Source organism: Synechococcus sp. UW86 (assembly GCF_900474085.1).
GTDB lineage: Bacteria > Cyanobacteriota > Cyanobacteriia > PCC-6307 > Cyanobiaceae > Parasynechococcus.
Genome location: NZ_UCNU01000010.1, coordinates 157,166 through 171,334, shown reverse-complemented (window position 1 = coordinate 171,334; position 14,169 = coordinate 157,166). Strand labels below are relative to the sequence as shown.

Sequence of the window (14,169 nt, the reverse complement as noted above, 5' to 3'; positions counted from 1 at the left end):
CCACCGCGATGGTGGAGATGACAACTTCGGCCCCGTACTACGGCGACAGCGCCGTGATGCGCACACCACCTCCTGACCTTCCCTCACTCCTGCTCAAGGAGCGAATCGTCTACCTGGGCTTGCCCCTGTTCTCTGACGACGACGCCAAGCGTCAGATGGGCATTGACGTGACTGAGCTGATCATTGCTCAGCTGCTTTATCTGGAGTTCGACAACCCAGAGAAGCCGATTTACTTCTATATCAACTCCACTGGTACCAGCTGGTACTCGGGTGATGCGATCGGATTCGAGACCGAAGCCTTCGCCATCTGCGACACCCTCCGCTACGTGAAGCCTCCGGTGCACACCATCTGCATCGGCCAGGCCATGGGCACCGCGGCAGTGATTCTTTCGGCAGGGACCAAAGGTCAACGGGCCGCACTGCCTCACTCCTCCATTGTTCTGCACCAGCCCCGCAGCGGCGCCCGCGGCCAGGCGACGGACATCCAGATCCGGGCCAAAGAAGTGCTGCACAACAAGCAGGCGATGCTCGAGATCCTCTCCACCAACACAGGTCGTTCTGTGGAGGAGCTGAGCAAGGACTCCGATCGGATGAGCTACCTCACCCCTCAACAAGCCGTTGAGTACGGACTGATCGACCGCGTGCTCAGCAGCCGCAAGGACCTGCCTGGCAATCCCCCCGTCTGACCGACGGCATCAGACCCAACCCTCCTGCCCTTCCTTCATCAACGTTCTGAACCATGCCGATCGGTACCCCCAGCGTTCCCTACCGCCTGCCCGGCAGCCAGATGGAGCGCTGGGTCGACATCTACACCCGTCTCGGGGTGGAGAGGATCCTCTTCCTTGGCTCTGAGGTCAACGACGGCATCGCCAACAGCCTGGTGGCCCAGATGCTCTATCTGGACTCGGAAGACAGCAGCAAGCCGATCTACCTGTACATCAACTCCCCCGGTGGCTCCGTCACGGCTGGACTGGCGATCTACGACACCATCCAGTACGTCAAGAGCGAGGTGGTGACCATCTGCGTTGGCCTTGCTGCATCCATGGGTGCCTTCCTTCTCGCGGCTGGCACCAAAGGCAAGCGGGTCGCCCTGCCCCACAGCCGGATCATGATTCACCAGCCCCTCGGCGGCACCAGCCGTCGCCAGGCCAGTGACATCGAGATCGAAGCACGGGAGATCCTGCGGATGAAGGAAATGCTCAACCGCTCCCTGGCCGACATGAGTGGCCAGAGCTTCGAGAAGATCGAGAAGGACACCGACCGGGACTACTTCCTCAGCGCCGAAGAAGCCAAGGAATACGGCCTGATCGACCGTGTCATCTCCCATCCGAACGAGGCCTGAACCGAACGGGGCAGGCCGCTGCGTAAGCTCGTCCACTGCAGTGTTCCGCAAGCCCGCCCCGGATGGCCCAGCTCTTTTACGACTCCGACGCCGATCTCGGTCTGCTGAACGGCAAGACCGTGGCCATCATTGGTTATGGCTCCCAGGGTCATGCCCACGCTCTGAACCTGAAGGATTCAGGCGTGAACGTGGTGGTGGGCCTCTATGACGGCAGCCGCTCCGCCGAAAAAGCCAAGGCGGACGGCCTTGAAGTGCTGAGCGTGGCCGATGCCTCAGCCAAGGCCGACTGGATCATGGTCTTGCTGCCCGACGAATTCCAGAAGGACGTCTACGAGAAGGAAATCGCACCCCACCTGAGTGCAGGCAAGGTGCTCAGCTTCGCCCACGGCTTCAACATCCGTTTCGAGCTGATCAAGCCCCCCGCCGATGTGGATGTGGTGATGATCGCCCCGAAGGGCCCTGGCCACACCGTGCGTTGGGAGTACCAGAACGGCCAGGGCGTGCCCGCCTTGTTCGCCATCGAACAGGACGCCTCCGGCAACGCCCGCGGCATGGCAATGGCCTATGCCAAGGGAATCGGTGGCACCCGTGCCGGCATTCTGGAGACCAACTTCAAGGAAGAGACCGAAACCGACCTGTTCGGTGAGCAGGCTGTGCTGTGTGGCGGTCTGTCTGAACTCGTGAAGGCTGGTTTCGAGACCCTGGTGGAAGCGGGCTACCAGCCCGAATTGGCTTACTTCGAGTGCCTGCACGAAGTGAAGCTGATTGTGGATCTGATGGTGAAGGGAGGACTGACCTCCATGCGCGATTCGATCTCCAACACCGCGGAGTACGGCGACTACGTCAGCGGCCCCCGTCTGATCACCGCCGACACCAAGGCCGAGATGAAGCGCGTTCTGGTAGACATCCAGGACGGCACCTTCGCCAGGAACTTCGTGGCCGAATGCGAAGCCGGCAAGCCGGAAATGAAGAAGGTTCGCGACCGTGATTCCCAGCATCCGATCGAGAAAGTGGGCAAAGGTCTGCGCTCGATGTTCAGCTGGCTGAAGGACGCCTGATCCAGCGCAAGCGCTGAACAGCCGGTGGCATCAGACACCATCACTCAGCTCACCCCCCGCTCTGTTGCCCTAACGGTGCAGAGCGGGGATTTTTGTTGGTTTCTGGCCACTCCCATCCCATGAGTTCAGAAGCGTTGGGAGGCCTGCTGGTGATCGGGGCAGCCGTGATTGATCGGCTGATCGGTGACCCGCGCCGGTGGCTCCACCCCGTGGTGGTGATGGGGTGGAGCATTCAGCAGTTGCGCCATTGGGTCGAGCGATGGGCGGGGGACCATCCGATCAAGCTGCGGATCGGGGGAGGCTTGATCAGCCTGACCCTTGTGCTTGGCAGCGTTCTGACGGGCTGGTGTCTGGAGCGGCTGCTGTGGCTTCCCTCCCCATGGGGATGGCTCAGCATTCCGGTACTGACCTTGAGCCTCGCCAGCGCCCTGGCGGCTCGCAGCCTCAAGGACAGTGTGCTCGCCGTGGTGGATGCACTTCCCTCAGCAGCGGAGGGGGATCTCGAACCAGCCCGCCGGAACTTGAGCTGGATCGTTGGACGCGACGTTCAGAGTCTGGATCGCACGGGACTGCTCAGAGCCGCAGCTGAAACAGCCTCAGAGAATGCCGTGGATGGCGTCTTCGCACCACTGTTCTGGATGGGGATCGGTGCCCTGCTGTGGATGGTCCTGCCCTTTGGCCCTGGTCCGCTGGCTCTGGCCTGGGGCTTCAAGGCCAGCAGCACGCTGGATTCCATGCTCGGGTACCGCAGCGGCCGGCTGCGCTGGTTGGGGACAGCCGGCGCTCGCCTCGATGATCTCCTCACCTGGCTGCCCTGCCGTCTGGTCATGCTGACGCTGCCCTTGGTCTGCCCACCCTGGACGCAATGGGTGCAACGGGTGCAGGCGGCAGAGCTGGATGGCTCTTCGGATCCATCCCCCAATGCAGGTCGTTCAGAAGCGATCTACGCCCACTGCATCGGGATCCAACTTGGCGGCGAGAACAGGTATAGAGAGCGCTTGGTGCAGAAACCTGTGCTTGGGGCCGGCCAACCAACGGCAAACGGGTCTCTGGTTAGAGCTGTTCTGAAGGCATCAAGCCGACTGGAGATCGTCTGGCTGAGTGGTCTTGGGATCATCCAATGGGCAATGAGCCGCTGAGCAAAAGTCAGTAAGCACCTCGATCCATCGGCAGGAGCAACACACCAAATGTGCGCAGGATGATGGCAAAGTCCAGGCCGAACGAACGACCACGGGCATAGGCCAGATCAAGCTTGACCCGCTTCTTGTAACTCAAGTTGTTTCTGCCACTCACTTGCCAAAGGCCGGTCAACCCAGGGCGGACTGAGGCAACTTCATCCATGTAGGGGCCATAACGAACCAGTTCTTTCTCAACGATTGGGCGTGGACCGACCACGCTCATCTCCCCACGCAGAACATTCAAGAACTGTGGAAGCTCATCAAGACTCGAGCGGCGCAGGAAACGGCCCAGGGGAGTGATCCGGGGATCACGTTTCAACTTGAAGTCGCGCTCGAACTCAGCACGCAGTGAGGAATCTGCCTCCAGAACACGCGCAAGAACGGCATCCGCATCGGCCCGCATGGTGCGGAACTTGATGCAGCCAAAACGTTGGTAGCTCCGGCCCACCCGACGCTGAACGTAAAACACAGGCCCCGGTGAACTGAGCTTCACCAACCCCGCCAGAAGCAGCAACACCGGTGAACCGATGCTGAGTACGGCCAGAGAAAAAACAATGTCTCCGGTGCGCTTGAAGACTCGGCCCCAACGGTTCTGATGGCGAATCAGCGTGCCGGTCGACAGATCCGATGGCGGAGCTGAGATCAGCGCAAGGTGCAGCTTGTACTTGCCACGGCGAGCTGCACGCCCTGCGGACTGAATCAAGGATGGCCGGGAGGCCGAGGTCAAAGGCTCAACCTGGGACTCACCACACTCAACGTCACAGGTGCAGCCCTGACATCTCCGCAGGGTCACTCGCTGTAACGGCACAGCCCCGCTGATGGTCGCTCCAGGCTGTTCGCAGAGCCGATTCAAAGCGCGCCGCAAAGGCTTCCGGCCTGAAGCGCTCGGCCCACGCATGAATGGCCTCTGCATCCAGAGAACGCCAAATACGTTCTTGTTCAAACCACTCCACGGCCTGCACCAACGACTCGACGCTTTGTTCCGGGAACAGCACCCCAGTGGGATCAGGAATCCCGGCAGCCGCACAACGCACTGTGTCCAACAAACCACCCCGCCCCAACCCAATCACCGGAGCCCCGGACGCCATTGCTTCCACCGGAGCAATGCCGAAGTCCTCCAAGCCGGCATACACAAATGCCCGACAACGGGCCATGAGCTCTTCCACCTGCTGCTGGGACTGACGGCCGAGCAAGGTGACCGTGGGGCCAGCCAGAGCCTCCAATCGCGCCTTCTCCGGACCATCCCCCACCACAAGCAGGGGTAGACCCAAGCGGTTGAAGGCGTCCACCACAAGATCCACCCGCTTGTACGGAACCAAACGACACAGACAGAGGTAGACGTCGTCTCGATCGGCATTCCAGCGAAAGCGCTCCACCTCCACGGGGGGATGGATCACGCGGGCCTCCCGCCCCCAGTACTTGCGAATTCGACGCGCCGTGAAACGGGAGTTGGCAATGAGGTGGTCCACCCGCTGAGCACTGAGTTGGTCCCATTGCCGCAGAGCATGCAACTGCCAGCGAATCAAAGGGCCTAGACCACGCCGAGCCAGCGCCGAACGCTGCAGATAAGCGTGCATCTGGTCCCAGGCGTAACGCACGGGTGTGTGCACATAACTGATGTGCAGCTGGTCCGGAGACGTCAGCACACCCTTGGCAACCAGGTGGCTGCTGCTGATCACCAGCTCAGCAGCACCAAGATCGATCTGTTCGATAGCAAAGGGCAGCAGCGGCAGGTACTGCTGCACATGGCTGCGCCCCCATGGCAGGCGCTGAATCGGGCTGGTGAGGATGGAGCGTCCGTGCAACCAACTGCCCGGCCGTCGAGATTCGGCGTCGATCAGGGCCGCCATCTGCGGCTCGCAGCCGAGGCTGCGCAGAAGGGAATCAACCTCTTGAACAACCTGTTCTGCTCCACCGACAGAACGAGGCGAGAACCACTCATGAACCAGAGCGATGCGCTGAGGAAGGTGATCCGAAGCCGAGGCCATCCCTCTGGAGCGGGGCGAACGCTACGAAGTCTCTCAGCTCATTGCAGGAGCAGGCCAAGATCACGATGCTGGTGCACATGTCCAGCACGAACATCACCATCAACATCCTCCTGGAGGAGGCGTTGAATGAACCGGACATCGGCACAACGAGCCGATTCCGTTGGCATGCCACAGCTATTGGAATAGCGGCACTTTGGATTGACAGCGCTCCGCCATCAACACCGCCCTTTGAGGACGCACTCAAAGAAGGGCTCAATGTTGGGCTCGACCTCAGCCGGGAGGAACGAGAATTTCATCAAGTGGAGCAGGGGCTGGTTCTGCTGTTTCATTCATAAAAACAACACAGAGATACCCTTTAAAGACCCAATCAATAAGTACGAAGCTCAAGTAGTTGCAATCAGCCGCTAGAGACATTGATTCATCAACTCTTAATCAAGCAATCTCTTTATTCGACGGTCAACAAAACGGAGAGGGTGGGATTCGAACCCACGAGGGTGTTACCCCTACACGATTTCGAGTCGTGCGCGATCAACCGGACTCTGCCACCTCTCCACACGCCCTTAGGCGTACCGCCAGTTTAAAGGCCGACGAACCGGGCACCTGCTCCATGCTTCAGAAGCCAACGGCGCTGGGGTGCGGAAGGCTTAAACCCCAGCCAGGTTCCGGTGATCAGCTGCCGGGGTTCTGATCGCTGCCGCTGCTTCAGTGCCCACAAGGCCTGAGGGCTTGGGACCAGCTGCCAGCGCTGATGCCCCACCCGCATCACCAGTGCTCCAGAGCGAGACTGCAGGCGCTGCACCGAGAGGCCATCGCTACGCAGCACCTGGCCGATGGCGATGGGAGCTTGGCCTTGCTGGGGAGCCTCAACGCGGTGGGCCAGCGCTTGCCAGCAGGCCAGCACGTCTGTGGCCTCAGGATCCAAAAGCAGCACCCAGTCCAAACGGGCGTGGCCGTGCACAGCGGCGAGCTTCTTGGCCATCTGGCAACTGCGCGCATCGCCATGGGTGCTCACCAGAGCGGCACGCCCACGATGGCGAGCCAGCAACCAGTGACGATCAGAGCGCTCCACCGTCAACAAACCATCGCTCAACTGCACGAGGCCGTGGACGAGTAGGGCGGTTGACAGGGGGATCATCGACCAGCAGCGGCGGAAGAGCCCTGCCTCCAGCAACCAGGGCAGCAAGCCCAGCACCAGCAAGGCAACCACCCACACCTGGGGACGTCCGGTGAGCAGTTGAGCCCCAGGCCAGTGGCTGATCCAGCTGGCCATGGTGATCATCAGGCCCGACAACTGATGAACAGGCCACAGCAGCAGGGGCAGCACAGCCGTAGGCCCCACGAGAACCAAAAGTGCCGAAAGCATGGCCAGCAGCGTGAGCGGCGCCAGCAGCGGGGCAACAAGAAGATTCGCAACCAGGGCGTACAACGGCATGGCACCGAAATGGAGCAACTGCAGCGGCAGTGTCCAGAGCAAGGCCGCCACAGGGATGGACAACGCTGCTGCCAGGCCCTGGCAGCGATCCGGCAACCACGCTTGAACAGCCTTCTCGAGGCGAGGAGCCGTCAGGATCAGTCCAGCGGTGGCCGCCGCACTGAGTTGAAAACCAATCGATAGGGCCCAGGCCGGTCGCAACAGCAACATGCCGCTGAGCGTCAACACCAACACACTGACGGGACGGCTGTGATGACCTGCCTCACGAATCAGCAAGGCCATCGCAGCCATCAGCACCGCCCGCACCACCGATGGCTGAGCTCCGGCAAGACAGAGAAACAGCAGCAGCGCCATGGCCGCCAGTGAAAGCCGCAGGCCAGGAGGCCAGCGGCGGGCCAGCATCAGCACACTGCCGAGCAGTACGGAGAGGTGAAAACCCGATGCCGCCAGGGCATGGGACAAGCCGGCCATGCGGAACGCCGCTCGGATGTCTTCCGGGAGCTGCACCTGGGCGCTGCCCAGCACCAGTGCAGCCAGGAAACCTCCCCGCCGCGGCCCCATGGCCTGTTGCAGCCGTTGAGCAACATCGCGCCGCAGATCAGCCAACGGCGTCCATGGACGCTGCAGCACTTCGATGCTCTCGACCCGCAGCTGACTCCAACTGCCTTGGCGGGCCAAACGTTCTGCCGATCCCGGCAACAGCGGGTGTACCGCTGGCAGCGGACGCCTCAGCACCCCCGTGGCCTGGACACGCCAGCCCTGCAAAAGGGGTGCAGGGCACTCAGGAAACTGCAGCTCGGTTCGTCCCTCAACCCCGCGAGCCTCTACCCGATCCACCTCCAACAGACCGGAACACCCCGTGGGAAAACGGCGCACATCGGCAAGCAAGCGCCCGCTGATCGCCACGGTCGCCGGTGGCGCCTGGATCAGGCGAGATGGATCGGCTCGGCTCGGCGTCGGCGCCCCCCACAACACCCCTCGAAGCACAAGGAGCGCCAGGAGACAGAGGGCAATGGCATCAGCAGAACGACGTCGACGCAGAAACCATCAGGCCGCTGTCTCGAGAGTTCCCCCTTTCAAGAGCGGGAAACCAAGGGCCTCCCGTTCCGCCAGCCAGGCCTCGGCCACCTTGCGGGCCAGGTTGCGGATCCGACCGATGGTGGCGGTGCGCTCCGTCACGGAAATCACGCCACGGGCCTCCAGCAGGTTGAAGGTGTGGCTGCACTTCAAAACGAAATCCAAGGCCGGTGCCGGCAGCTGCTTCTCGATCAGATCTGCCGCTTCTGCTTCATAGATGGCGAACAACTGCTTGAGCCGCTCGGGGTTGGAAGCCTCAAAGTTGAAGTGACACTGCCCCTTTTCAAACGGCAGCCAGATCTCGCCATAACTGCGCTCGCTGTTCCAGCTGAGGTCCCAGATGCTTTCCACGTCTTGGAGATACATCGCCAGCCGCTCAAGCCCGTAAGTGATCTCAATCGAAACGGGCTTGCAATCGATGCCGCCGCATTGCTGGAAATAGGTGAACTGGGTCACCTCCATGCCGTCGAGCCACACTTCCCAGCCCACACCCCAGGCGCCGAGGGTTGGGGACTCCCAGTTGTCTTCGACGAAACGGATGTCGTGGTCAGCGGCCTTGATGCCCAGCGCCTCCAGTGACGCCAGGTAGATCTCCTGGATGCCATCTGGGGATGGCTTGATCAGCACCTGGTACTGAAAATAGTGCTGAGCCCGGTTGGGGTTGTCGCCATAACGGCCGTCGGTGGGGCGACGGCAGGGTTCGGGATAGGCCACGGCCCAGGGCTCAGGGCCAATCGCTCGGAGCACCGTGTGGGGGCTCATGGTGCCGGCACCCTTCTCGGTGTCGTAGGGCTGCAGCAACAGACAGCCCTGGTCCGCCCAGAACCGGTTGAGCGTGCTGATGATGTCCTGAAAATGCACTGGGCCGGGGCGTCCTGGGTTCCGATTCTGCCCAGTGGCCGGTCAGCCCTCCAAAGCCAGGCAACGGTGGAGGTGCGCGATGGCGTGATGGCGATGCGGATTGTTGCCGCTTGGACCAATCATTCCGAGCCAGAAACTGCCATCCCCCTGAAAGACCAGGACGGGCTTTGCACCCCCCTTGCCATGGCAATCCAGCAAGGACATGCAGAGTTTTTCAGCCACTTCCGGCCCCTTGGGGCGCTGGCGCAGGCGACGCAACAGTGGGTCCACCTGCGAGAAAGAGACGAAACAGGCGCGGGCGGAGTCGGTGATCAGGATCAGACCATCCAGCCACTGCACTTCCTGAAGCAGCTCTTCGATGCGGGGCAGCAGCTTCGGCAGCGGAAACGCCAAACCGGAACCCCCCTTAACGTTCTCTTCAGCTCTCCTACGTCAGCAGCGGGGTGTGTCGCAAGCGACGCAGGTGAAGATTCATGCCCTAAGCATCAAAACGCCCATCTGCCCGGCCACGAGCGAGCGGTGGTTCGCTTCGGCAAATCCCGCCTGCCGTGCCAGCCGCTCCTGTTCAGGCCCCGCAGGAAAGCGCTGCAGGCTTTTCTCCAGGTAGGCGTACTCCTCCCGTAAACCCACAGAGGCGGCAGCGGGCACCACCAGGCGACGCAGGTAGAAGCGCTGAAACGCAGCCGCCGCGCCGCTTTGGGGCAGACGGTTGAAATCCAGCACACCGGCGCGCCCGCCGGGCTTCAACAGCCGGCGCAGTTCCTTCAGCCCCTGCAGCGGGTCAGCCAGATTGCGCAATCCGTAGGCCATCACGGCACCATCCACGCAGGCTGTGGGCAAGCCGGTTTGCAGAGCATCCCCTTGCTGGAAGGTCACCGGCAACCAGGGCTGCTGGCGCTGGCGCTGGCGGGCGCGCTCCAGGGGAGCAGCGGCGGCATCCAGACCGGTTACCGCACCAGCGGGGCGAACACAGCGGCCCAGTTCTAAGGCCAGGTCCCCTGTTCCGCAGCACAGATCAAGCCAATGCTCGCCAGCCACCGGCTTGAGGGCACGCACCAACTGACGTTTCCACTGGCGATGCAACCCGAAACTGAGCACATCGTTGAGGCGGTCGTAGCGGGGAGCGACAGCGTCAAACAGCTGTTCCACCGCCGCGGGATCACCAGGCTTCATGGACGGATCGTCAGGCCACGTGAAAGCAGATCTTGCTTGATCTCTTCCACGGTGAGGACACCGTCGTGCAGCAACGACGCCAGCAAGGCTGCAGACGCATGGCCTCCCTCGGGACCCACGTCCAACGCCTCAGCGATGTGATCGAGGCAGCCGGCGCCACCGGAGGCGATCACCGGGATGGGGACCGCATTTGAAACGGCCCGTGTCAGGGCGAGGTCGTATCCAGCCTGGGTGCCATCACCATCCATGGAGGTGAGCAGGATCTCTCCAGCACCGAGGCCAGCCACCCGCTGGGCCCACTCCACAACATCGAGGCCCGTGTTCTCGCGGCCTCCCTTCACGTACACATCCCAGCCACCGGCATCCCGCCGCCGGGCATCAATGGCCACGACGATGCACTGGCAGCCGAACTGATCGGCCCCCTCTCGAACCAGCTCAGGCCGCCGCACCGCCGAGGAGTTGAGACTCACCTTGTCGGCACCGGCCCGCAACAACTCGGTAATTCCCTCAACGGTGCTGATCCCACCGCCAACCGTGAAAGGAATCGTGACCGATTCAGCTGTGCGACGCACCATGTCGATCAGGGTGCCGCGCCCCTCATGGCTGGCTGCGATGTCGAGAAACACGAGTTCATCCGCCCCTGCACGGCTGTAACGGCAAGCCAGCTCCACTGGATCACCGGCATCGCGCAGGCCAACGAAATTGACACCTTTCACCACCCGTCCCCGGGCGACATCCAGGCAGGGAATCAGACGCAGAGCAACCATCGATTCGGCGCAAAAGCGACTGTTAAGGTTGCGCCACTCTCCAAGCCTCGCAGGCCATGTCCCAGGCTGACGCCATTTCGATCGGCTCCAAGGTTCGCGTGACCCGCGTGCGTGATCGCATTCCCCAGGCCATGGTTGACCTTCTGAAGAAGGACGCCAACGGCACGGTGAAGGATTTCCGCACCGTCGACGGCAAAGGAATCGGTGTGGTTGTTGAGCTCAGCGATGGCTCCACCAGCTGGTTCTTCGAAGACGAAATCGCCGCCGCCTGAGGACTGTCTCTGTGAGCGACGCGCGTCAGCTGCTTGGGATGAAAGGTGCCTCAGGCACCACCAACATCTGGAAGCTGCGGCTGCAGCTGATGAAACCGGTCACCTGGATCCCCTTGATCTGGGGTGTGATCTGTGGTGCCGCAGCCAGCGGCAACTTCGAATGGCGTGTGGACCATGTGCTCGCCGCCTTCGCTTGCATGTTGATGAGCGGCCCCCTGCTGGCGGGCTTCACTCAGACCATCAACGACTACTACGACCGCGAAATTGACGCGATCAACGAGCCTTACAGGCCGATCCCCTCGGGAGCGATTCCCCTGGGGCAAGTGAAGCTGCAGATCTGGGTGTTGCTGCTCGCCGGTTTGGGAGTGTCCTACGGACTCGACCTATGGGCCGGCCACTCCACGCCTGTGGTTTTTCTGCTGGCCTTGGGAGGCTCGTTTGTGAGCTACATCTACTCAGCCCCGCCGCTGAAGCTCAAGCAGAACGGTTGGCTGGGGAACTACGCCCTGGGTGCCAGCTACATCGCCCTGCCCTGGTGGGCTGGCCAGGCTCTTTTCGGGCAACTGACCTGGGGCACAGCTCTGCTCACCCTGGCCTACAGCCTCGCGGGTCTTGGCATTGCTGTTGTCAACGACTTCAAGAGCGTTGAAGGCGACCGAGAACTTGGACTTCAGTCGTTACCGGTCGTGTTCGGCATCAAACGGGCCAGTTGGATCAGCGCCGCAATGATCGATGTTTTTCAGCTGGCGATGGTTGCCGTCTTGATCGGGATCGGCCAGCATTTTGCAGCGGTTCTGCTGGTTCTCTTGATCGTTCCCCAGATCACCTTCCAGGACATCTGGCTGCTGAGAGACCCCGTGGCCTTTGACGTGAAATATCAGGCCAGTGCCCAGCCCTTCCTGGTGCTCGGCATGCTGGTGACCGCTCTGGCCGTGGGCCATAGCCCCTTGACCCAGGTGATGTGAACCGTTCCCGCCTGCACTGGGCACTGATCGCTGGCACAGCAGCTGCAGTGGGCGTGGGCGCTGCTCTAAGCATGCGCGCCCTGACGGAACTGGTGGATGCCACGCTGCCTGATGCCCGGGGGATAGCCAGCTTCAATCGGCCGGGAACGATCACCCTGCTATCCACCAACAGCAAGGTGATCCAGAAGCTGGGGCCAGCCACGCGGGAGAAGGTGAAACCCGGTGCGATGCCGCCAACGGTGGCTGAGGCCTTTATCGCGGCCGAGGACCGTCGCTTTTATCAGCACGACGGTGTTGATGGCTGGGGCATCGCCAGGGCCATCGTCACCAATGTCCGCCAAGGGGCGGTTCGGGAAGGGGCAAGCACCATCACCCAGCAGCTGGCTCGAACCGTCTTTTTGAGCCAAGACCGCACCATCACGCGAAAACTCAAGGAAGCGGCTCTGGCCATGAAGCTGGAGCGCCAGCTGAGCAAGCAGCAGATCCTCGAGCAGTACCTCAACTACGTCTACCTGGGCTCCGGCGCCTATGGCGTTGCCGATGCGGCCTGGATCTACTTCTCCAAAACCCCGGAGCAGCTCACGGTTCCTGAAGCAGCCATGATCGCTGGGCTGCCGCCGGCGCCATCGTTTTACTCACCCCTGGTGAACCCTGATCTGGCCGAGGAGCGGCGTTCGATCGTTCTGGATCGCATGGCCCAGGCCGGATTCATCTCCGCCAGCGAGGCAGAGCGCGGTCGCAACAGCCCCCTCGGCCTGAAGCCCGCAACACCCAAGTACTTCAACAGTTCAGCGCCTTACTTCACCACCTGGATTGCCCAGGAGCTGCCCAAATTCTTGACGCCCGAACAACTGGAGGTGGGCGGGGTCAAGGTGCGCACCAGCCTGAATCTCGACTGGCAAAAGAAAGCTCAGCAGGTGATTCGAGCCAATGCCCCCTTCGACACCGAAGGCGCGATGGTCTCGATCGATCCCGGCAACGGACTGGTGCGTGTGATGGTGGGCGGCAAGGATTTCTCCAAGAGCCAGTTCAACCGCACCATCCTGGCGCTGCGCTCTCCGGGCTCCACCTTCAAGCTGTTTCCCTACGCCGCGGCCATTGATCGGGGCATGAAGCCCGAAACCAAAGTGTTTGATGCCAAGCGGTGCTGGAACGGCTACTGCCCCAAAAACTTCGGCAACAAGTATTACGGCAACATCTCCCTGGCCGATGCCCTCAAGAACTCACTCAACACGGTGGCGGTTCAACTGCAGGACATCGTTGGATTTGATGCCGTCATTGAGATTGCCAACAACTTCAACATCGGCACCGATCGACCTCTCGGTAAGTACTACCCCATGGCCATCGGGGCCTACGAGCAAACCATCCTCGACATGACCGCCGCCTATGCCGGCATGGCCAACCGCGGCGTGTTCTTCTCACCCAGCCCCTTTGAGGAAATCCGAGGACCGAAGAATGAGCTGCTTTGGAGCCGGCGCCTGAGCGACAACCGAGGCAAGCAAGCGATTGATAGTGATGTGGCGGACACCATGAACTGGATGCTGCAGCGGGTAGTGACCGGCGGCACCGGCATCGCCGCAAAACTCGATGATCGACAGGTGGCCGGCAAAACCGGAACGTCAGAGAACACCCGTGATCTTTGGTTCATCGGCTCGATTCCTCAGCTCACAACGGGCGTCTGGTTCGGATACGACGACGACCGCGCCACCAAGAGCACCAGCGGCGAGGCGGCATGGGCTTGGAAGCAGTTCATGCTCCAGATCAAGGACGAGATCCCCGTCCGCAACTTCCCCGACAAACCGAAGCTGAAACGCAAGGTGCGTTTGGCTGTCGACCCGAAAACGATCGCCAAGCCACCGAAGACCAAACCAGAGCAGGAGAAGGGGAATGGCAGCGGCGATCCTGATGGAGCTCAACCGACGGGGCAGACCGGCCTGCCCGATCTCACGCCCTTGGCGCCTCCGCCTCGCCAGACCCCCTATCTCTGGAGAGATAGCTCGCCAGGCAGAAGCGTTGATCGCCAGGGACGTCGCTGGAACCGGGATTGATCCAAGGC

The 14,169-nt window shown here is 61.7% G+C and carries 15 protein-coding genes and 1 tRNA gene; 8 read left to right on the top strand and 8 right to left on the bottom strand.

Translation table 11 applies throughout. From position 1 onward, the window contains the following. Positions 1–17: 17 nt before the first annotated feature. The 4 genes from DXY04_RS06165 (at position 18) to cbiB (ending at position 3,539) form a co-directional block, all read left to right on the top strand. Positions 18–686, top strand: coding sequence for an ATP-dependent Clp protease proteolytic subunit (locus tag DXY04_RS06165; RefSeq protein ID WP_114988632.1), 669 nt, complete (start codon positions 18–20; stop codon positions 684–686). A gap of 53 nt (positions 687–739) precedes the next feature. Then, the gene (locus tag DXY04_RS06160; protein ID WP_006851781.1) at positions 740–1,342 is read left to right on the top strand and encodes an ATP-dependent Clp protease proteolytic subunit; all 603 of its coding nucleotides are present in this window, start codon (positions 740–742) and stop codon (positions 1,340–1,342) included. A gap of 62 nt (positions 1,343–1,404) precedes the next feature. Further along, on the top strand, positions 1,405–2,400 hold the full coding sequence (gene ilvC, locus DXY04_RS06155) for a ketol-acid reductoisomerase (protein WP_115161414.1): 996 nt from the start codon (positions 1,405–1,407) through the stop codon (positions 2,398–2,400). 119 nt (positions 2,401–2,519) lie between these two features. Beyond that, positions 2,520–3,539, top strand: a complete 1,020-nt coding sequence (cbiB, locus tag DXY04_RS06150) for an adenosylcobinamide-phosphate synthase CbiB (protein ID WP_115161413.1) — start codon at positions 2,520–2,522, stop codon at positions 3,537–3,539. Positions 3,540–3,546: 7 nt separating this feature from the next. On the opposite strand, the gene DXY04_RS06145 is transcribed toward cbiB, so the two are convergent. Together DXY04_RS06145 and DXY04_RS06140 are read right to left on the bottom strand one after the other, a co-directional pair. Next, positions 3,547–4,305, bottom strand: a complete 759-nt coding sequence (locus tag DXY04_RS06145) for a sugar transferase (RefSeq protein WP_115161412.1) — start codon at positions 4,303–4,305, stop codon at positions 3,547–3,549. A 31-nt stretch (positions 4,306–4,336) separates the two neighbouring features. Beyond that, positions 4,337–5,566 carry a glycosyltransferase gene (locus DXY04_RS06140; protein WP_115161411.1) on the bottom strand — a complete coding sequence of 410 codons (1,230 nt, stop codon included), beginning with the start codon at positions 5,564–5,566 and terminating at the stop codon, positions 4,337–4,339. Positions 5,567–5,631: 65 nt separating this feature from the next. Here DXY04_RS06140 and DXY04_RS06135 point away from each other — a divergent pair, with 65 nt between their 5' ends. After that, positions 5,632–5,901: a hypothetical protein gene (locus DXY04_RS06135; protein WP_115161479.1), complete on the top strand. Its 270-nt coding sequence runs from the start codon at positions 5,632–5,634 to the stop codon at positions 5,899–5,901. Between the two features lie 130 nt (positions 5,902–6,031). Here the strand turns inward: DXY04_RS06135 and DXY04_RS06130 are convergent. The 6 genes from DXY04_RS06130 to hisF all read right to left on the bottom strand — a co-directional run bounded on the left by DXY04_RS06130 (position 6,032) and on the right by hisF (position 10,876). After that, positions 6,032–6,118 (bottom strand) — tRNA-Ser (locus DXY04_RS06130). 25 nt (positions 6,119–6,143) lie between these two features. After that, complete coding sequence (locus tag DXY04_RS06125) at positions 6,144–8,039, bottom strand: ComEC/Rec2 family competence protein (RefSeq protein ID WP_115161410.1); 1,896 nt, start codon at positions 8,037–8,039, stop codon at positions 6,144–6,146. A gap of 6 nt (positions 8,040–8,045) precedes the next feature. Further along, a complete protein-coding gene (glyQ, locus tag DXY04_RS06120; RefSeq protein WP_115161409.1) occupies positions 8,046–8,936 on the bottom strand; it encodes a glycine--tRNA ligase subunit alpha in 891 nt (296 codons plus the stop codon). Positions 8,937–8,978: 42 nt separating this feature from the next. Further along, positions 8,979–9,329, bottom strand: coding sequence for a hypothetical protein (locus DXY04_RS06115; protein WP_115161408.1), 351 nt, complete (start codon positions 9,327–9,329; stop codon positions 8,979–8,981). 78 nt (positions 9,330–9,407) lie between these two features. Further along, positions 9,408–10,109: a bifunctional demethylmenaquinone methyltransferase/2-methoxy-6-polyprenyl-1,4-benzoquinol methylase UbiE gene (ubiE, locus tag DXY04_RS06110; RefSeq protein WP_115161407.1), complete on the bottom strand. Its 702-nt coding sequence runs from the start codon at positions 10,107–10,109 to the stop codon at positions 9,408–9,410. Continuing rightward, complete coding sequence (hisF, locus tag DXY04_RS06105) at positions 10,106–10,876, bottom strand: imidazole glycerol phosphate synthase subunit HisF (protein WP_115161406.1); 771 nt, start codon at positions 10,874–10,876, stop codon at positions 10,106–10,108. Before hisF ends, ubiE begins: the two co-directional genes overlap by 4 nt. A gap of 56 nt (positions 10,877–10,932) precedes the next feature. Here hisF and DXY04_RS06100 point away from each other — a divergent pair, with 56 nt between their 5' ends. Genes DXY04_RS06100 through DXY04_RS06090 form a run of 3 tightly spaced genes read left to right on the top strand, consistent with a single transcriptional unit; the run spans position 10,933 to position 14,161 of the window. Beyond that, positions 10,933–11,148 (top strand): DUF2862 domain-containing protein, encoded by a 216-nt coding sequence (locus DXY04_RS06100; protein ID WP_114988478.1) that lies wholly within the window; start codon positions 10,933–10,935, stop codon positions 11,146–11,148. Between the two features lie 11 nt (positions 11,149–11,159). Beyond that, the gene (gene chlG, locus DXY04_RS06095) at positions 11,160–12,113 is read left to right on the top strand and encodes a chlorophyll synthase ChlG (RefSeq protein ID WP_115161405.1); all 954 of its coding nucleotides are present in this window, start codon (positions 11,160–11,162) and stop codon (positions 12,111–12,113) included. Further along, positions 12,110–14,161, top strand: a complete 2,052-nt coding sequence (locus DXY04_RS06090; protein WP_115161404.1) for a transglycosylase domain-containing protein — start codon at positions 12,110–12,112, stop codon at positions 14,159–14,161. The genes chlG and DXY04_RS06090 overlap by 4 nt, the downstream gene beginning before the upstream one ends. The last annotated feature ends 8 nt before the right edge of the window (positions 14,162–14,169 follow it).

Bases quoted from the DNA above. Each gene is read 5' to 3' on its own strand.
- ilvC (WP_115161414.1), top strand. From the start codon at position 1,405: ATGGCCCAGCTCTTTTACGACTCCGACGCCGATCTCGGTCTGCTGAAC.
- DXY04_RS06160 (WP_006851781.1), top strand. From the start codon at position 740: ATGCCGATCGGTACCCCCAGCGTTCCCTACCGCCTGCCCGGCAGCCAG.
- DXY04_RS06165 (WP_114988632.1), top strand. From the start codon at position 18: ATGACAACTTCGGCCCCGTACTACGGCGACAGCGCCGTGATGCGCACA.
- cbiB (WP_115161413.1), top strand. From the start codon at position 2,520: ATGAGTTCAGAAGCGTTGGGAGGCCTGCTGGTGATCGGGGCAGCCGTG.
- DXY04_RS06135 (WP_115161479.1), top strand. From the start codon at position 5,632: ATGCTGGTGCACATGTCCAGCACGAACATCACCATCAACATCCTCCTG.
- DXY04_RS06140 (WP_115161411.1), bottom strand. From the start codon at position 5,566: ATGGCCTCGGCTTCGGATCACCTTCCTCAGCGCATCGCTCTGGTTCAT.
- ubiE (WP_115161407.1), bottom strand. From the start codon at position 10,109: ATGAAGCCTGGTGATCCCGCGGCGGTGGAACAGCTGTTTGACGCTGTC.
- DXY04_RS06100 (WP_114988478.1), top strand. From the start codon at position 10,933: ATGTCCCAGGCTGACGCCATTTCGATCGGCTCCAAGGTTCGCGTGACC.
- hisF (WP_115161406.1), bottom strand. From the start codon at position 10,876: ATGGTTGCTCTGCGTCTGATTCCCTGCCTGGATGTCGCCCGGGGACGG.